This is a genomic window from Streptococcus suis YS161, from assembly GCF_002760245.1.
In the GTDB taxonomy this organism is placed as follows: domain Bacteria; phylum Bacillota; class Bacilli; order Lactobacillales; family Streptococcaceae; genus Streptococcus; species Streptococcus suis_I.
In genome coordinates, this window is record NZ_ASCA01000004.1 from 1 (window position 1) to 17,126 (window position 17,126).

30 protein-coding genes are annotated in these 17,126 nt (G+C 40.5%); all 30 read left to right on the top strand.

Translation table 11 applies throughout. The features are described 5' to 3' along the window. The first annotated feature begins 275 nt into the window (after positions 1 to 275). The 30 genes from rpsJ (at position 276) to SST111_RS00240 (ending at position 16,650) form a co-directional block, all read left to right on the top strand. A complete protein-coding gene (gene rpsJ / locus SST111_RS00095; RefSeq protein WP_002939332.1) occupies positions 276 to 584 on the top strand; it encodes a 30S ribosomal protein S10 in 309 nt (102 codons plus the stop codon). Between the two features lie 71 nt (positions 585 to 655). After that, positions 656 to 1,282 (top strand): 50S ribosomal protein L3, encoded by a 627-nt coding sequence (rplC, locus tag SST111_RS00100; protein WP_004195488.1) that lies wholly within the window; start codon positions 656 to 658, stop codon positions 1,280 to 1,282. Positions 1,283 to 1,306: 24 nt separating this feature from the next. Continuing rightward, positions 1,307 to 1,930: a 50S ribosomal protein L4 gene (gene rplD / locus SST111_RS00105; RefSeq protein WP_099809597.1), complete on the top strand. Its 624-nt coding sequence runs from the start codon at positions 1,307 to 1,309 to the stop codon at positions 1,928 to 1,930. Then, positions 1,930 to 2,229: a 50S ribosomal protein L23 gene (locus SST111_RS00110; RefSeq protein ID WP_099809598.1), complete on the top strand. Its 300-nt coding sequence runs from the start codon at positions 1,930 to 1,932 to the stop codon at positions 2,227 to 2,229. Before rplD ends, SST111_RS00110 begins: the two co-directional genes overlap by 1 nt. Before the next feature lie 17 nt (positions 2,230 to 2,246). Beyond that, a complete protein-coding gene (gene rplB, locus SST111_RS00115; RefSeq protein WP_002936663.1) occupies positions 2,247 to 3,080 on the top strand; it encodes a 50S ribosomal protein L2 in 834 nt (277 codons plus the stop codon). A 250-nt stretch (positions 3,081 to 3,330) separates the two neighbouring features. Beyond that, entirely contained in the window at positions 3,331 to 3,612 is a 282-nt protein-coding gene (gene rpsS, locus SST111_RS00120; RefSeq protein WP_000533766.1) for a 30S ribosomal protein S19, read from the top strand. A gap of 17 nt (positions 3,613 to 3,629) precedes the next feature. Further along, positions 3,630 to 3,974, top strand: coding sequence for a 50S ribosomal protein L22 (gene rplV, locus SST111_RS00125; protein WP_002936662.1), 345 nt, complete (start codon positions 3,630 to 3,632; stop codon positions 3,972 to 3,974). A 12-nt stretch (positions 3,975 to 3,986) separates the two neighbouring features. After that, positions 3,987 to 4,640, top strand: coding sequence for a 30S ribosomal protein S3 (gene rpsC, locus SST111_RS00130; protein ID WP_002936661.1), 654 nt, complete (start codon positions 3,987 to 3,989; stop codon positions 4,638 to 4,640). Between the two features lie 3 nt (positions 4,641 to 4,643). Further along, the gene (gene rplP / locus SST111_RS00135) at positions 4,644 to 5,057 is read left to right on the top strand and encodes a 50S ribosomal protein L16 (protein ID WP_002936660.1); all 414 of its coding nucleotides are present in this window, start codon (positions 4,644 to 4,646) and stop codon (positions 5,055 to 5,057) included. 9 nt (positions 5,058 to 5,066) lie between these two features. Further along, a complete protein-coding gene (rpmC, locus tag SST111_RS00140) occupies positions 5,067 to 5,273 on the top strand; it encodes a 50S ribosomal protein L29 (RefSeq protein ID WP_002936659.1) in 207 nt (68 codons plus the stop codon). 23 nt (positions 5,274 to 5,296) lie between these two features. Beyond that, positions 5,297 to 5,557: a 30S ribosomal protein S17 gene (rpsQ, locus tag SST111_RS00145; protein WP_000440801.1), complete on the top strand. Its 261-nt coding sequence runs from the start codon at positions 5,297 to 5,299 to the stop codon at positions 5,555 to 5,557. A 24-nt stretch (positions 5,558 to 5,581) separates the two neighbouring features. After that, complete coding sequence (gene rplN / locus SST111_RS00150) at positions 5,582 to 5,950, top strand: 50S ribosomal protein L14 (protein ID WP_004195497.1); 369 nt, start codon at positions 5,582 to 5,584, stop codon at positions 5,948 to 5,950. Between the two features lie 87 nt (positions 5,951 to 6,037). Beyond that, positions 6,038 to 6,343, top strand: coding sequence for a 50S ribosomal protein L24 (rplX, locus tag SST111_RS00155; protein WP_014637292.1), 306 nt, complete (start codon positions 6,038 to 6,040; stop codon positions 6,341 to 6,343). A gap of 23 nt (positions 6,344 to 6,366) precedes the next feature. After that, positions 6,367 to 6,909 (top strand): 50S ribosomal protein L5, encoded by a 543-nt coding sequence (rplE, locus tag SST111_RS00160; RefSeq protein WP_002936653.1) that lies wholly within the window; start codon positions 6,367 to 6,369, stop codon positions 6,907 to 6,909. Positions 6,910 to 6,923: 14 nt separating this feature from the next. Beyond that, positions 6,924 to 7,109 (top strand): type Z 30S ribosomal protein S14, encoded by a 186-nt coding sequence (locus SST111_RS00165; RefSeq protein WP_002936651.1) that lies wholly within the window; start codon positions 6,924 to 6,926, stop codon positions 7,107 to 7,109. 359 nt (positions 7,110 to 7,468) lie between these two features. Then, positions 7,469 to 7,867, top strand: coding sequence for a 30S ribosomal protein S8 (rpsH, locus tag SST111_RS00170; RefSeq protein WP_002936647.1), 399 nt, complete (start codon positions 7,469 to 7,471; stop codon positions 7,865 to 7,867). A 316-nt stretch (positions 7,868 to 8,183) separates the two neighbouring features. Further along, the gene (rplF, locus tag SST111_RS00175; protein ID WP_004195502.1) at positions 8,184 to 8,720 is read left to right on the top strand and encodes a 50S ribosomal protein L6; all 537 of its coding nucleotides are present in this window, start codon (positions 8,184 to 8,186) and stop codon (positions 8,718 to 8,720) included. Between the two features lie 88 nt (positions 8,721 to 8,808). Next, complete coding sequence (gene rplR / locus SST111_RS00180) at positions 8,809 to 9,165, top strand: 50S ribosomal protein L18 (protein ID WP_002936641.1); 357 nt, start codon at positions 8,809 to 8,811, stop codon at positions 9,163 to 9,165. Positions 9,166 to 9,183: 18 nt separating this feature from the next. Further along, entirely contained in the window at positions 9,184 to 9,678 is a 495-nt protein-coding gene (rpsE, locus tag SST111_RS00185) for a 30S ribosomal protein S5 (RefSeq protein ID WP_002936639.1), read from the top strand. Positions 9,679 to 9,692: 14 nt separating this feature from the next. Then, entirely contained in the window at positions 9,693 to 9,875 is a 183-nt protein-coding gene (gene rpmD, locus SST111_RS00190) for a 50S ribosomal protein L30 (protein WP_002936638.1), read from the top strand. Positions 9,876 to 10,005: 130 nt separating this feature from the next. Further along, entirely contained in the window at positions 10,006 to 10,446 is a 441-nt protein-coding gene (rplO, locus tag SST111_RS00195) for a 50S ribosomal protein L15 (RefSeq protein WP_002936637.1), read from the top strand. A 13-nt stretch (positions 10,447 to 10,459) separates the two neighbouring features. Then, the gene (gene secY / locus SST111_RS00200; RefSeq protein WP_099809599.1) at positions 10,460 to 11,770 is read left to right on the top strand and encodes a preprotein translocase subunit SecY; all 1,311 of its coding nucleotides are present in this window, start codon (positions 10,460 to 10,462) and stop codon (positions 11,768 to 11,770) included. A 93-nt stretch (positions 11,771 to 11,863) separates the two neighbouring features. Beyond that, complete coding sequence (locus tag SST111_RS00205; protein WP_002936630.1) at positions 11,864 to 12,505, top strand: adenylate kinase; 642 nt, start codon at positions 11,864 to 11,866, stop codon at positions 12,503 to 12,505. Positions 12,506 to 12,626: 121 nt separating this feature from the next. Next, entirely contained in the window at positions 12,627 to 12,845 is a 219-nt protein-coding gene (gene infA, locus SST111_RS00210; RefSeq protein ID WP_002936627.1) for a translation initiation factor IF-1, read from the top strand. Between the two features lie 24 nt (positions 12,846 to 12,869). Next, on the top strand, positions 12,870 to 12,986 hold the full coding sequence (rpmJ, locus tag SST111_RS00215; protein WP_001808836.1) for a 50S ribosomal protein L36: 117 nt from the start codon (positions 12,870 to 12,872) through the stop codon (positions 12,984 to 12,986). 19 nt (positions 12,987 to 13,005) lie between these two features. Then, positions 13,006 to 13,371 (top strand): 30S ribosomal protein S13, encoded by a 366-nt coding sequence (gene rpsM, locus SST111_RS00220; RefSeq protein WP_002936622.1) that lies wholly within the window; start codon positions 13,006 to 13,008, stop codon positions 13,369 to 13,371. 17 nt (positions 13,372 to 13,388) lie between these two features. Continuing rightward, positions 13,389 to 13,772, top strand: a complete 384-nt coding sequence (gene rpsK, locus SST111_RS00225; protein WP_057491590.1) for a 30S ribosomal protein S11 — start codon at positions 13,389 to 13,391, stop codon at positions 13,770 to 13,772. A gap of 44 nt (positions 13,773 to 13,816) precedes the next feature. Continuing rightward, positions 13,817 to 14,755, top strand: coding sequence for a DNA-directed RNA polymerase subunit alpha (locus SST111_RS00230; RefSeq protein WP_099809600.1), 939 nt, complete (start codon positions 13,817 to 13,819; stop codon positions 14,753 to 14,755). Between the two features lie 14 nt (positions 14,756 to 14,769). Continuing rightward, entirely contained in the window at positions 14,770 to 15,156 is a 387-nt protein-coding gene (gene rplQ, locus SST111_RS00235; RefSeq protein ID WP_000331493.1) for a 50S ribosomal protein L17, read from the top strand. A gap of 198 nt (positions 15,157 to 15,354) precedes the next feature. Then, complete coding sequence (locus tag SST111_RS00240; protein ID WP_257211338.1) at positions 15,355 to 16,650, top strand: glutamate-cysteine ligase family protein; 1,296 nt, start codon at positions 15,355 to 15,357, stop codon at positions 16,648 to 16,650. Positions 16,651 to 17,126: the final 476 nt, after the last annotated feature.

Consider the following 17,126-nt stretch of genomic DNA (forward strand, 5'->3'; position numbering starts at 1 on the left):
TTCTACCTTATTTCTTTGTCTCAGTCTAATTTCCAGTTTTTAAGACAGACTAGAACTTACTTTGGGAATTTAGCATGGATAAAATTTTTGAATTTTTAAGTAAAAACTCTTGCACATGCAGGAGTTTTTTGATATCATGTTCTAGTGCCGTAAAAATTACGGCTGTAGCTTTGATGCAAGAGGTTGCGACACGCTCGGTTGCATTGCCACGCGACCCGTGTTGGTTTTCTTGTGGAGCTAGCCTATTATCTTAAATAGACGAAAAGGAGACAAAGATGGCAAACAAAAAAATCCGCATCCGCTTGAAAGCGTACGAACACCGTACACTTGATACAGCAGCTGCAAAAATCGTTGAAACTGCAACACGTACAGGTGCTCAAGTAGCAGGTCCAGTTCCACTTCCAACAGAACGTAGCCTCTACACAATCATCCGTGCGACTCACAAGTATAAAGATTCTCGTGAGCAGTTCGAAATGCGTACACACAAACGTTTGATCGACATCATCAATCCAACTCAAAAAACAGTTGATGCTTTGATGAAATTGGATCTTCCAAGTGGTGTAAACGTAGAAATCAAACTTTAATTGATTTTGAGCATAAAAAACGCTCGTTAAAAACTTTTTAACTATAAAATAAGAAAAGGAATATTTTTCTCATGACAAAAGGAATCTTAGGGAAAAAAGTGGGAATGACTCAAATCTTCACTGAATCTGGTGAATTTATCCCTGTTACTGTCATCGAAGCAACTCCAAACGTTGTTCTTCAAGTGAAAACAGTTGAAACTGACGGTTATGCAGCAGTTCAAGTTGGTTTTGATGACAAACGTGAAGTATTGAGCAACAAACCTGCCAAAGGCCATGTAGCTAAAGCTAACACAGCTCCTAAGCGCTTCATTCGTGAATTCAAAAACATTGAAGGCTTGGAAGTTGGACAAGAAATTACAGTTGAAACTTTCGCAGCTGGTGATGTTGTTGATGTAACTGGTACATCTAAAGGTAAAGGTTTCCAAGGTGTTATCAAACGCCACGGTCAATCACGTGGTCCTATGGCTCACGGTTCTCGTTACCACCGTCGTCCAGGTTCTATGGGTCCTATTGCACCTAGCCGTGTGTTCAAAGGTAAAAACCTTGCAGGTCGCATGGGCGGCAACCGTGTAACAATTCAAAACCTTGAAGTTGTACAAGTTGTTCCAGAAAAGAACGTTATCCTTATCAAAGGTAACGTACCAGGTGCTAAGAAATCTCTTATCACTATCAAGTCAGCAGTTAAAGCTGGTAAATAATAAGGAAAGGGGAAATCAGTCGAAATGGCAAACGTAACATTATTTGACCAAACTGGTAAACAAGCTGGTGAAGTAGTTCTTAACGATGCGATCTTTGGTATCGAGCCAAACCAAGCAGTTGTGTTTGATGTGATCATCAGCCAACGTGCTAGCCTTCGTCAAGGTACTCACGCAGTTAAAAACCGTTCAGCAGTCTCAGGTGGCGGACGCAAACCATGGCGTCAAAAAGGAACTGGACGTGCTCGTCAAGGTTCTATCCGTTCACCACAATGGCGTGGCGGTGGCGTAGTCTTCGGACCAACTCCACGTTCATACGCGTACAAACTTCCACAAAAAGTTCGTCGCTTGGCACTTAAATCTGTTTACTCAGAAAAAGTTGCTGAAAACAAATTTGTAGCTGTTAACTCACTTGAATTCACAGCTCCAAAAACTGCTGAATTTGCAAAAGCACTTGCAGCATTGAGCATTGATTCTAAAGTCCTTGTTATTCTTGAAGAAGGCAACGAATTCGCAGCTCTTTCTGCTCGTAACATCCCAGGAGTTAAAGTTGCAACTGCAACAACTGCAAGCGTACTTGACATCGCAAATGCAGACAAACTTCTTGTAACTCAAGCAGCTATCTCTAAAATTGAGGAGGTTCTTGCATAATGAATTTGTATAATGTTATCAAAAAACCTGTCATCACAGAAAGCTCAATGGGCCAACTCGAAGCAGGCAAGTATGTATTTGAAGTTGACACTCGTGCACACAAACTCTTGATCAAGCAAGCTGTTGAAGCTGCATTTGAGGGTGTTAAAGTTGCAAATGTTAACACAATCAACGTGAAACCTAAAACAAAACGCGTAGGTCGTTATGTAGGTCGCACAAACAAAGTGAAAAAAGCAATCATCACATTGGCTGCTGATTCAAAAGCGATCGAATTGTTCGCTACAGCTGACGCTGAATAATCAAAGGAGGAATTAACGTGGGTATTAAAGTTTATAAACCAACGACAAATGGCCGTCGTAACATGACTTCTTTGGACTTCGCTGAAATCACAACAAGCACTCCAGAAAAAAGCTTGCTTGTTGCGTTGAAGAGCAAAGCTGGTCGTAACAACAACGGTCGCATCACTGTTCGTCACCAAGGTGGCGGTCACAAACGTTTCTACCGTTTGGTAGACTTCAAACGTAACAAAGATGGCGTTGAAGCAATCGTTAAAACTATCGAGTACGATCCAAACCGTTCAGCAAACATCGCTCTTGTACACTACACAGACGGTGTTAAAGCTTACATCATTGCTCCTAAAGGTCTTGAAGTTGGTCAACGCATCGTTTCAGGCCCAGAAGCAGATATCAAAGTTGGTAACGCACTTCCACTTGCAAACATCCCAGTCGGTACTGTTGTTCACAACATCGAGTTGAAACCAGGTCGCGGTGGTGAGTTGGTTCGTGCTGCTGGTGCATCTGCACAGGTTCTTGGTCAAGAAGGTAAATACGTTCTTGTTCGCCTTCAATCAGGTGAAGTTCGTATGATCCTTGGTACTTGCCGTGCTACTGTTGGTACTGTAGGTAACGAACAACATGGCCTTGTTAACCTTGGTAAAGCAGGTCGTAGCCGTTGGAAAGGTATCCGTCCAACAGTTCGCGGTTCTGTAATGAACCCTAACGATCACCCACACGGTGGTGGTGAAGGTAAAGCACCAGTTGGTCGTAAAGCACCATCTACACCATGGGGTAAACCAGCTCTTGGTTTGAAAACTCGTAACAAGAAAGCTAAATCTGACAAACTTATCGTTCGTCGTCGCAACCAAAAATAATCTATTCTTAGTTGCTTAGCATTCTATATCATCCGCCAACTCGGTAGGGTTTGTCATGGACTGACTATTCCAGCACCTCAGTTTGATTGAAATGCCAGTTTGACGCAGTGGTTGATTGCAGTTTCTAGTAGCTTAGCTACGTCGAAACTCCTAATCAACTGTGCGGGGGCAGGACAACGAACACGGTAACTGGGGTTCTGTCCAGCTCCCAAGCCGCTGTGGTACATATTTTAAAGGAGAAAACACTAAAATGGGACGTAGTCTTAAAAAAGGACCTTTCGTCGATGAGCATTTGATGAAAAAAGTTGAAGCTCAAGCAAACGACGAAAAGAAAAAAGTAATTAAAACTTGGTCACGTCGTTCAACGATCTTCCCAAGTTTCATCGGTTATACAATCGCAGTTTACGATGGACGTAAACACGTACCTGTATACATTCAAGAAGACATGGTAGGTCACAAACTTGGTGAATTTGCACCAACTCGTACTTACAAAGGTCATGCTGCTGACGACAAGAAAACTCGTCGTAAATAATTTAGGAGGAAAACACAATGGCAGAAATTACTTCAGCTAAAGCAACTGCTCGCACAGTACGTGTTTCACCTCGTAAATCACGTCTTGTCTTGGATAACATCCGTGGCAAAAGCGTAGCAGACGCAATCGCAATCTTGAAATTCACACCAAACAAAGCTGCAGGCATTATCGAGGGAGTTTTGAACTCAGCAATCGCTAACGCTGAAAACAACTTTGGTTTGGAAAAAGCTAACTTGGTAGTCAGCGAAGCATTCGCAAACGAAGGACCAACATTGAAACGTTTCCGTCCACGTGCGAAAGGTTCTGCTTCACCAATCAACAAACGCACAGCTCACATCACTGTAGTTGTGGCAGAGAAATAAGGAGGTAAAAACGTGGGTCAAAAAGTACATCCAATTGGTATGCGTGTTGGCATCATCCGTGATTGGGATGCTAAATGGTATGCTGAAAAAGAATACGCGGATTACCTTCATGAAGATCTTGCAATCCGCAACTTTATCAAAAAAGAATTGGCTGATGCGTCAACATCAACAATCGAAATCGAACGTGCTGTAAACAAAGTAATCGTTTCTATCCACACTGCTAAACCAGGTATGGTTATCGGTAAAGCTGGTAGCAACGTTGATGCACTTCGTGCTCAATTGAACAAATTGACTGGTAAGCAAGTACACATCAACATCATCGAAATCAAACAACCTGATTTGGATGCACACCTTGTTGGTGAGTCAATCGCTCGTCAATTGGAGCAACGTGTGGCATTCCGCCGTGCTCAAAAACAAGCTATCCAACGTGCAATGCGCGCTGGTGCAAAAGGTATCAAAACACAAGTTTCTGGTCGTTTGAACGGTGCTGATATTGCCCGTGCAGAAGGCTACTCAGAAGGAACTGTTCCTCTTCATACACTTCGTGCGGATATCGACTACGCTTGGGAAGAAGCTTTGACAACTTACGGTAAACTTGGTGTTAAAGTATGGATCTACCGTGGTGAAGTTCTTCCAGCTCGTAAAAACACTAAAGGAGGTAAATAACAAATGTTAGTACCTAAACGTGTAAAACACCGTCGTGAATTCCGTGGAAAAATGCGCGGTGAAGCTAAAGGTGGAAAACAAGTAGACTTTGGTCAATACGGTCTTCAAGCAACTACTAGCTCATGGATTACAAACCGCCAAATCGAAGCTGCCCGTATCGCTATGACGCGTTACATGAAACGTGGTGGTAAAGTTTGGATCAAGATCTTCCCACACAAATCATACACTGCTAAAGCTATCGGTGTACGTATGGGTTCTGGTAAAGGTGCTCCTGAAGGTTGGGTAGCTCCAGTTAAACGCGGTAAGGTTATGTTTGAAGTAGCTGGCGTTTCTGAAGAAATCGCACGTGAAGCATTCCGCCTTGCTGGTCACAAATTGCCAGTTAAAGTTAAATTCGTAAAACGTGAAGCAGAATAAGGAGAAGACATGAAACTTCAAGAAATTAAAGATTTTGTAAAAGAACTTCGTGGCCTTTCTCAAGAAGAACTTGCTAAGAAAGAAAACGAATTGAAGAAAGAACTCTTCGAACTTCGTTTCCAAGCTGCTGCTGGTCAACTTGAGCAAACTGCTCGTTTGAACGAAGTGAAGAAACAAATTGCACGTATCAAAACTGTGCAATCAGAAACTAAATAATAGATTGGGAAAGGAGAATTTCAATGGAACGCAATAATCGTAAAGTTCTTGTTGGACGCGTAGTATCTGACAAAATGGACAAAACAATCACAGTTGTAGTTGAAACTAAACGTAACCACCCAGTCTATGGTAAACGTATTAACTACTCTAAAAAGTACAAAGCTCATGATGAAAACAATGTTGCTAAAGAAGGCGATATCGTTCGTATCATGGAAACTCGCCCACTTTCAGCTACAAAACGTTTCCGTCTTGTAGAAGTTGTGGAAGAGGCAGTTATCATTTAATCAACCTGAAAGGAGAAAATTGACATGATTCAAACAGAAACTCGTTTGAAAGTTGCTGACAACAGTGGCGCACGCGAAATCTTGACAATCAAAGTTCTTGGTGGTTCAGGACGTAAATTCGCGAACATCGGCGACATCATCGTTGCTTCAGTAAAACAAGCTACTCCTGGTGGTGCGGTTAAAAAAGGTGACGTTGTAAAAGCCGTTATCGTTCGTACTAAGACAGGTGCTCGTCGTGCTGATGGTTCATACATCAAATTCGATGAGAATGCTGCAGTTATCATCCGTGAAGATAAAACACCTCGCGGAACTCGTATCTTTGGCCCAGTGGCACGCGAATTGCGTGACGGCGGTTTCATGAAAATCGTTTCATTGGCACCAGAAGTACTTTAATTAAGAATCTAACAAACTAAGTCCCCTGTTATCTCACAAGAGTAACAGGGTGCCCATTAGGGCGTAAGAAATTATAGGAGAAATCAAATGTTTGTAAAAAAAGGCGATAAAGTTCGCGTAATCGCTGGTAAAGACAAAGGCGTTGAAGCTCTTGTTGTAACAGCACTTCCAAAAGTAAACAAAGTTATTGTTGAAGGTGTTAACATCGTTAAGAAACACCAAAAACCAAATAGCGAAAACCCTCAAGGTGCTATCGTTGAAAAAGAAGCACCAATCCATGTGTCAAACGTTCAAGTTCTTGACAAAAATGGTGTTGCAGGACGCGTTGGTTACAAGTTTGTAGACGGCAAAAAAGTTCGCTACAACAAAAAATCAGGCGAAGTGCTTGATTAATCACGAAGGAAAGGAGAAGTATAATGGCAAATCGTTTAAAAGAAAAATATCTTAATGAAGTAGTTCCTGCTTTGACTGAACAATTTAACTATTCTTCAGTTATGGCTGTGCCAAAAGTTGATAAGATCGTTTTGAACATGGGTGTTGGTGACGCTGTTTCTAACGCTAAAAACCTTGAGAAAGCTGCTCAAGAATTGGCTTTGATCTCAGGTCAAAAACCACTTATCACTAAAGCTAAGAAATCAATCGCCGGCTTCCGTCTTCGTGAGGGTGTTGCAATCGGTGCGAAAGTAACTCTTCGTGGCGAACGTATGTATGAGTTCTTGGACAAATTGGTTACAGTTTCACTTCCACGTGTACGTGACTTCCACGGTGTACCAACTAAGTCATTTGATGGACGTGGTAACTACACACTTGGTGTGAAAGAGCAATTGATCTTCCCAGAAATCAACTTCGACGATGTTGATAAAACTCGCGGTATGGATATCGTTATCGTTACAACTGCTAACACTGACGAAGAATCACGTGCATTGCTTACTGGCCTTGGTATGCCGTTTGCAAAATAAGAGGGAGAGAATAAATGGCTAAAAAATCAATGATCGCTAAGAACAAACGCCCAGCTAAGTTCTCTACACAAGCTTACACACGCTGTGAAAAATGTGGACGTCCACACTCAGTTTACCGCAAATTCAAATTGTGCCGTGTATGCTTCCGCGACTTGGCTTACCTTGGACAAATTCCTGGCGTAACAAAAGCTTCTTGGTAAGATAAGATGTGAGAGCGTTTAGCTGCCAACGCAAAGATAGGAGATTTTACGACGAAGTTTACTTCTAGGAAAATCTATCTTCTTTGCTAAGCTTGTAGCTCGAACTCAATTAAAACAACCCCGATACAAAGTTTGCTTGCCGATTTGAACACGGGCGAAAGCCTGTGTGAAAAAAGAGACGCAGTCGTTTCAGCCTTGGCTGAATTACGAATGTGGCTACCATTAGGTGCAAACTTTCCTAGAAACCAAAGTTTCTACGTCAAGTTTTCTATTTTCACTTTGGCTTTTTAGCGCCCTTTGTATCATGAATTAACTAGCAAGTGATCCAATCAAACTGCTAGTAAGAGGAGAAACAACAAATGGTTATGACTGACCCAATTGCAGATTTTTTGACACGTATTCGTAACGCTAACCAAGCAAAACACGAAGTGCTTGAAGTACCTGCATCAAATATCAAAAAAGGTATTGCTACAATCCTTAAAAACGAAGGTTTTGTAAAAAACGTTGAATTCATCGAAGATGACAAACAAGGTATCATCCGTGTATTCTTGAAATATGGACCAAACGGTGAAAAAGTTATCACTAACTTGAAACGCGTTTCAAAACCAGGTCTTCGTGTTTACTCAAAACGTGAAGATATTCCAAAAGTTCTTAACGGACTTGGTATCGCAATCATCTCAACATCAGAAGGTCTTTTGACTGACAAACAAGCTCGTCAAAAGAACGTTGGTGGCGAGGTTATCGCATACGTTTGGTAATCTTTTAGCTTCCAATTTCGTCATGTGCCTGTGTTAGAGCGTCTTGGCATACTCGAGTATAGCCTGCGTCGCTCTGCCTTGTCACATTTAGAAATTGAAACCTAAAAGCATGATTGCTTCTCAAATGCGATCATGAAACCTGCTCATTCGAACACGGGCTAAAGTCTGTGTAAAAAAGACAATCCTTCCTCGAAGCTTAGGCTTCTGCGTCAGGATTCCTATTTTTACTTTGACTTCTTAACGCCCTCTGTATCATGAGCCCCCGTGAAAACTAGTCGCTAGACGGCTTGATAATTTAACAGGAGAATTAAAAAATATGTCACGTATTGGTAATAAAGTAATTACATTGCCTGCTGGTGTTGAGCTTGCTCAAAACAACGGCGTGGTAACTGTAAAAGGACCTAAAGGGGAATTGACTCGTGAATTCCCAACTGCTATTGAAATCCGTGTGGAAGGTGCAGAAGTAACTCTTCACCGTCCAAACGATTCAAAAGAAATGAAGACTATTCACGGTACTAGCCGTGCTAACCTCAACAACATGGTTGTTGGTGTTTCTGAAGGCTTCAAAAAAGAACTTGAAATGCGTGGTGTCGGTTACCGTGCTCAATTGGCTGGTAACAAATTGACACTTGCTGTTGGTAAATCACATCCAGACGAAGTGGTTGCACCAGAAGGTATCACATTTGAAGTTCCAACACCAACACAAATCGTCGTGTCTGGTATCAACAAAGAAGTTGTTGGTCAAACAGCAGCTTACATCCGTAGCCTTCGTGCTCCTGAGCCATACAAAGGTAAAGGTATCCGCTACGTTGGTGAATTCGTTCGCCGTAAAGAAGGTAAAACAGGTAAATAATAGCTTGCTGAGGTGGCTTAGCCACCTGGCTGACTATTTCTCAAATTGTTTCGTAAGAAACAGAATCATACATTAAGAGGTGAATATTGTGATTTCAAAACCAGATAAAAACAAAATCCGCCAAAAACGCCACCGTCGCGTTCGCGGTAAAATCTCTGGAACTGCTGCTCGCCCACGTTTGAACATTTTCCGTTCTAATACAGGCATCTACGCTCAAGTGATTGATGACGTAGCGGGTGTAACGCTCGCAAGCGCTTCTACTCTTGATAAAGAAGTTTCAAAAGGTACTAAGACAGAACAAGCTGTTGTTGTAGGTAAACTCGTTGCTGAACGCGCGGTAGCTAAAGGTATTTCTGAAGTGGTCTTTGACCGCGGTGGATATCTCTATCACGGACGTGTGAAAGCTTTGGCTGAATCAGCTCGTGAAAACGGATTGAAATTCTAATAGGGAGGACACTAAGAAATGGCATTCAAAGATAACGCAGTTGAAATTGAAGAACGCGTAGTAGCCATCAACCGTGTTACAAAAGTTGTTAAAGGTGGACGTCGTCTTCGTTTTGCAGCTCTTGTGGTTGTTGGTGACCGTAACGGTCGTGTAGGTTTCGGTACTGGTAAAGCTCAAGAAGTACCAGAAGCTATCCGTAAAGCAGTTGAATCTGCTAAGAAAAACATGATTGAAGTACCAATGGTTGGTACAACAATCCCTCACGAAGTTCGCTCAGAATTTGGTGGCGCTCGTGTATTGTTGAAACCTGCTTCAGAAGGTTCTGGGGTTGCTGCCGGTGGTGCAACTCGTGCCGTAATCGAATTGGCAGGTATCGCAGATGTGACTTCTAAGTCACTTGGTTCAAACACACCAATCAACATCGTTCGCGCAACAGTTGAAGGTTTGAAACAATTGAAACGTGCTGAAGAAGTGGCTGCACTTCGTGGCATCTCAGTTTCTGATTTAGCATAAGAAAGGAGATACTCATGGCTCAAATTAAAATCACTTTGACTAAGTCTCCAATCGGTCGCAAACCAGAACAACGTAAAACAGTTGTTGCACTTGGACTTGGTAAATTGAACTCTTCAGTTGTTAAAGAAGATAACCCAGCTATTCTTGGAATGGTTAACGCTATCTCTCATTTGGTAACTGTAGAAGAAGTTAAATAATCTAACAAATAGACTAAGTCGCATAGAGAAATCTTTGCGACTTCTAGTCAATTTAATAAATAAGCGAGTTTGTGGATAAAGACTCTTGTATTCCACAGGCGTTAGCACATAAAAGAGGAGAAATTAAGTAATGAAACTTCATGAATTGCAACCTGCTACAGGTTCTCGTAAAGTCCGCAACCGTGTAGGTCGTGGTACATCATCAGGTAACGGTAAAACATCTGGCCGTGGTCAAAAAGGTCAAAAAGCTCGTAGCGGTGGCGGTGTTCGCCCAGGTTTTGAAGGTGGACAAACTCCATTGTTCCGTCGTCTTCCAAAACGTGGATTTACAAATATCAACGCCAAAGAGTACGCAATCGTTAACCTTGATCAATTGAACGCTTTTGAAGATGGTGCAGAAGTAACACCAGTTGTGCTTATCGAAGCTGGAATCGTTAAAGCTGAAAAATCAGGAATTAAAATTCTTGGTAACGGTGAATTGACGAAGAAATTGACAGTTAAAGCTGCGAAATTCTCTAAATCAGCTGAGGAAGCAATCACTTCTAAAGGTGGCTCAGTAGAAGTCATCTAAGAGGTGACCGCCTATGTTTTTTAAACTTTTAAAAGATGCCTTAAAGGTAAAATTGGTACGTAGTAAAATTCTATTTACTATCTTTATCCTTTTTGTCTTCCGTGTAGGAACCCACATTACAGTACCAGGAGTAAACGCAAAGAGTCTTGAAGCCTTGTCAAACGTTCCATTTTTGAACATGTTGAGTTTGGTTTCGGGAAATGCTATGCGTAATTTCTCAGTTTTCGCACTAGGTGTTAGTCCTTATATTACAGCTTCCATCATTGTTCAACTTTTGCAAATGGATATTTTACCTAAATTTGTTGAATGGGGTAAGCAAGGTGAAGTTGGTCGTCGTAAACTGAATCAGGCAACACGCTACATTTCTTTGGTACTGGCATTTGTTCAATCTATTGGTATTACAGCAGGTTTTAATGCCTTGTCTGGTGCAAAATTGACCAATATGCCATTAAATTGGCAAACATATTTGTTGATTGGATCAATTTTGACAACAGGTTCGATTATTGTAACCTGGTTGGGGGAACAAATTTCTGAAAAGGGCTATGGTAATGGTACATCAATGATCATCTTCGCGGGTATCATTTCATCACTACCAGGAACTTTTCACGAGATTTACATTGATCGCTTTGTTAATATTGAATCAAGTCGTTTGGGGGAGTCAGCAATCTTTGTTGCTGCACTCGTCGTATTAATATTCTTTGTTGTGTATTTTACAACTTTTGTACAACAAGCAGAATATAAATTACCAATTCAATATACAAAACGTGCACAAGGAGCACCTTCTAGCTCATATTTACCGCTGAAATTGAATCCATCAGGAGTCATTCCCGTAATCTTTGCAGGCTCAATCACTGCAGTTCCAACTTCTTTGATTCAATATTTCGCAAGTCAAAATAAGAGTGCCGGGTGGTTATTGACGGTTCAGGAATACTTTGATTATTCAACTGCTAAAGGTATGATTGTATATGCAGGTTTAATTATTGCCTTTACATTCTTCTACACTTTTGTTCAAGTAAATCCTGAGAAGACTGCAGAAAGCCTTCAGAAAAGTGCAGCCTATATCCATGGAGTTCGTCCTGGTAATGGCACTGAACAGTTTTTGTCAAAATTATTGACGAGATTGGCAGTAATCGGTGCACTCTTCTTGAGTTTTGTAGCTTTGTTGCCTATCCTTGCGCAAAATCTCTTTGGGCTTTCTTCAAGCATTGCGTTCCTTGGTACAAGTTTGATTATCGTAATCTCTACAAGTATCGAAAGCATCAAGCAATTAGAAGGCTACCTTCTTAAGAGAAAATATGTAGGTTTCTTAGAAATTACAGAATAGAATATAGGTTGACCTAGTCAACCTTCTATTTTGTTTTTAGATAAGTTTGTCAATAATGGCAAATTTATGTGAAAACAAAATAAGGAGTTTGTCATGAATCTTTTAATTATGGGTTTACCAGGTGCTGGTAAAGGGACACAAGCGGCCAAGATTGTTGAGAAATTCAATGTTGCTCATATCTCAACAGGAGATATGTTCCGTGCAGCAATGGCCAATCAGACTGAAATGGGTATTCTTGCCAAGTCGTACATTGATAAGGGTGACCTCGTTCCTGATGAAGTTACTAATGGCATTGTCAAAGAACGTTTGGTTCAGGATGACATCAAGGAAAAAGGCTTTTTACTAGATGGCTATCCTCGTACGATTGAACAAGCCCATGCCTTGGATGAAAATTTGGCTGACTTAGGAATTGAGTTGCAAGGTGTTATCAATATTGAGATTGATCCTTCAAAATTGGTAGAGCGTCTCAGCGGTCGTATTATTCATAAAGAAACCGGAGAGACTTTCCACAAAGTATTCAATCCACCTGTTGGAGACTACAAAGAGGAAGACTTCTATCAACGTGAAGATGACAAGCCAGAATCTGTCAAACGTCGTTTAGAGGTCAATATCGCACAAGGACAGCCAATCATTGATCATTATCGTGCAAAAGGGCTGGTCCATGATATTGAAGGTGACCAAGACATTGACCTTGTTTTCCAAGCAATTGATACAGTACTATCAAAATTGCAATAAACTAATAGATTTGGCTTGCATTTTTTATACAAAGATGATAAAATAGCCTAGTCTGACTTATAATTGTTACCTCTGTGTTCAGAGGACATCAAATCGATATTTAGAGAGGGGTTACTTTTGCATGGCAAAAGAAGATGTGATTGAAATTGAAGGCAAAGTAGTCGATACAATGCCAAATGCTATGTTTACTGTTGAGTTGGAGAACGGACACCAAGTCCTTGCAACTGTTTCAGGTAAAATCCGTAAAAACTACATTCGTATTTTGGTCGGTGACCGCGTAACTGTTGAGCTTAGTCCATACGACTTGACACGTGGACGTATCACATACCGCTTTAAATAGTCGAAATACTTGGAGGGATTAAACATGAAAGTAAGACCATCGGTCAAACCAATTTGCGAATACTGCAAAGTTATTCGTCGTAATGGTCGTGTTATGGTGATTTGCCCAGCAAACCCTAAACACAAGCAACGTCAAGGTTAAGAAATAGAAAGGAGAAAACATGGCTCGTATTGCTGGAGTTGACATTCCAAATGACAAACGTGTAGTTATTTCATTAACTTATGTTTATGGTATCGGTCTCGCAACTTCTAAGAAGATTCTTGCTGCTGCAGGTATTTCAGAAGATGTTCGCGTAAAAGACTTGACATCTGATCAAGAAGATGCTATCCGTCGTGAAGTTGATGCAATCAAAGTTGAAGGTGACCTCCGTCGTGAAGTTAACTTGAACATCAAACGTTTGATGGAAATCGGTTCATACCGTGGTATCCGTCACCGTCGTGGACTTCCTGTCCGTGGACAAAACACTAAAAACAATGCCCGCACTCGTAAAGGTAAAGCTGTTGCGATTGCTGGTAAGAAAAAATAATATAGGAGGTAGAAAAATTGGCTAAACCAACACGTAAACGTCGTGTGAAAAAGAATATCGAATCTGGTATTGCTCATATTCACGCAACATTTAATAACACTATTGTTATGATTACTGATGTGCATGGTAATGCTATTGCTTGGTCATCAGCTGGTGCTCTTGGTTTCAAAGGTTCTCGTAAATCTACACCATTTGCTGCTCAAATGGCTGCTGAAGCTGCTGCTAAATCTGCACAAGAACACGGTCTTAAAACAGTTGAAGTTACCGTTAAAGGCCCAGGTTCAGGTCGTGAGTCTGCTATCCGCGCTCTTGCTGCCGCTGGTCTTGAAGTAACAGCAATTCGTGATGTGACTCCTGTACCACACAATGGTGCTCGTCCTCCAAAACGTCGCCGTGTATAATCATACATTCCATACACAGCTTTTCGTTTAAGAGGGAGTAAGAAATGATTGAGTTTGAAAAACCAACAATAACAAAAATTGATGAAAATAAAGATTACGGCAGATTTGTGATCGAACCATTAGAACGTGGTTACGGTACAACTCTTGGTAACTCTCTTCGTCGTGTACTTCTTGCCTCACTTCCAGGTGCTGCAGTAACATCAATCAAGATTGATGGTGTACTCCACGAATTCGACACAGTTCCAGGTGTTCGTGAAGATGTTATGCAAATTATTCTTAACATCAAAGGCATTGCTGTAAAATCTTATGTCGAAGACGAAAAGACGATTGAACTTGATGTGGTAGGTCCAGCTGAAGTTACAGCGGGAGATATTCTTACAGATAGTGACATTGAAATTGTAAACCCTGACCATTATCTATTTACTATTGCTGAAGGGGCGACATTTAAAGCTGTTCTGACTGTAAATTCAGGTCGTGGCTATGTACCTGCTGAGGGCAATAAAAATGATGATGCACCTGTGGGAACACTTGCGGTAGATTCTATCTACACGCCAGTGAAAAAAGTCAATTACCAAGTTGAGCCAGCTCGGGTTGGTAGCAACGATGGATTTGACAAACTGACGCTTGAAATCAATACGAATGGTACAATTATTCCAGAAGATGCACTGGGTCTTTCTGCACGCATTTTGATGGAGCACTTGGGTCTATTTACAGACTTGACTGAAGTTGCGAAATCTGCAGAAGTAATGAAAGAAACTGAAGTAACTTCTGACGATCGTATGCTTGATCGTACAATTGAGGAATTGGACCTTTCTGTTCGCTCATATAACTGTTTGAAACGTGCAGGAATCAATACTGTATTTGATTTGACAGAGAAAACTGAGCCAGAAATGATGAAAGTGCGCAATCTTGGGCGTAAGAGTCTTGAAGAAGTCAAGGTTAAATTGGCTGACTTGGGTCTAGGATTGAAGAAAGATAAATAATATAGGAGGAAATCATGGCATACCGTAAACTAGGACGCACTAGCTCACAACGTAAAGCAATGTTGCGCGATTTGACAACTGACCTTTTGATCAACGAATCAATCGTTACAACTGAAGCTCGTGCTAAAGAAATCCGTAAAACAGTTGAAAAAATGATCACACTTGGTAAACGTGGTGATTTGCACGCACGTCGTCAAGCAGCAGCATTTGTTCGTAACGAAATTGCATCTGAAAACTATGATGAAGCAACTGATAAGTACACTTCTACTACAGCACTTCAAAAATTGTTCTCTGAAATTGCACCTCGTTATGCAGAACGTAATGGTGGATATACTCGTATCCTCAAAACTGAACCACGTCGTGGTGATGCTGCACCAATGGCAATTATCGAACTTGTATAAGATCATCAATTTTGTTGAGTGTTATGATGATGGAATCCTATTCTGATTCTTAGTCTAGCTCTGGTCTACCGCTGAGCTTGTCTCAGCGGTAACACTCATCATGTTGATTGGACGCTTGTTTACGAAATTACTCTAAGATAGAATAATTTCGTAAGCAGGCGTTTTTATTTGGCTCAAAAATTTTGATATACTTATAAAATGAATAGAGAGGACATGACATCCTTAGGCAATTGTTTTGAAGAATACTATTTTGCTAACATTAAAGAAAAGCCAGAATTGTTTATAGGTGTAGAATTAGAATATCCGATAGTTAATATCTCAGGGAAAGCAACTTCTATCCAAGTGGCTACAGATATGATGCGACATATATCTAATCAAAATGGGTTTACCATCGTCAAAAGAGATGATAGAGGAAATCCGATAGAACTCCAGCACGAGTCGGGAGACCTCATACTATTTGAAGTCACGTATAATACACTAGAATTTGCATTCGCAAAAGCAAAAAATATTGGTAGTGTAGAAAAGCGTCATAAAGAATATCTAGAGAATATTCAATATTATTTGCGCCAAAATGGACACGAATTGCAGGGGTTAGGGATAAATCCCAATTGGGAAAATAATGACAATAGACCGGTAGATACGGGCCGATATAGGATGTTGATGAACTATCTCAAGCTAGGAGAAGGCAAACCTAATATGCATCCCTATACTGGATATGCTGGCTTTATTTGCGGAAATCAAGTGCAGTTTGATGTGAGTCGAAAATCCTTTTTACGAGTCATTAATGCGTTTAATAAAATTGAAGCAGCGAAGGCGTTTTTGTTTGCAAATTCACCATTCGATCATATGGATGATATGGCCCTTACTAGGGATTATTTTTGGGAATATTCAATGCATGGCCTCTTAAAGAATAACGTTGGTATCTATTCAGAGGAATTTCGTACTGAGGCAGAATATTGTCAATACCAAGAAGAGTCCGCAATGTTTTATGTCATCAGGGATAACTGCTATTATTATTTTAAACCAATTACTGTCAAATCTTTTTTTGAGCAAGAAAAATTTGCAGCGTATTCAGAAACTGGCGAGAGATGTTACTTTGTTCCGAAAGCAGATGATTTCAAAAACCATCGCTCATACCACTATCAAGAGCTTACCAAGCGAGGAACTGTTGAATTTCGAAGTACATGTACACAACCATTTGAAACAACATTTGCTCCCATAGCTTTTCATTTAGGTCTGCTCACCAATCTCGTGAAATTAGAAGACATTCTGGAATGTACAGAGTTTTTTAAAGAATTTGGCAGAGATTATTCAAAGCTACGTAGACAATTTTCGAGAAAAAAACTTTCTGATTTAGAACAAAGAATGGTGAAAGACTTTTCTAAGACATTATTAGATTGTGCACATGAAGCTCTCCTTTTGAGAGGATACAGTGAAGAAAAATATTTAACTCCACTGTACAATTCATTAATCGATGACTTCGGGGTATTGTGACAGTCTACTAAAATATGAGTAGGTAGCCATAGATTTTCGCAAAAAACATAAAGACCGGTAAAATTTTGATATACTGGAGGCATACGAAGACAAATATACAATCTCTGATTAGTATGTCTCTCGGTTTTTCGCCAAATTTCATAAAAAAATCCAAAAAATCCCCCAAAAACCTGTTGACAATTGCCAAAGTAGATGATAGAATAATTGAGTTGTCTCTTGAGGGGCTAGTTAATAGAAGAACGAAAAAAAGTTTCGAAAAAGTGTTGACAAGCCCATCAGAAGATGATAGAATGATTAAGTTGTCTCTTGCGGGACTAGTTAACAGAGGAACGAAAAAAAGTTTCGAAAAAGTGTTGACAAAGTTCACAAGAAATGATAAACTAAGATAGTTGTCGCGAGAGCGATAACGACAAGATCTTTGAAAATTAAAGAAGACGAACCAAACGTGCAGGGTGATTTATCTAAGGATAAATCGT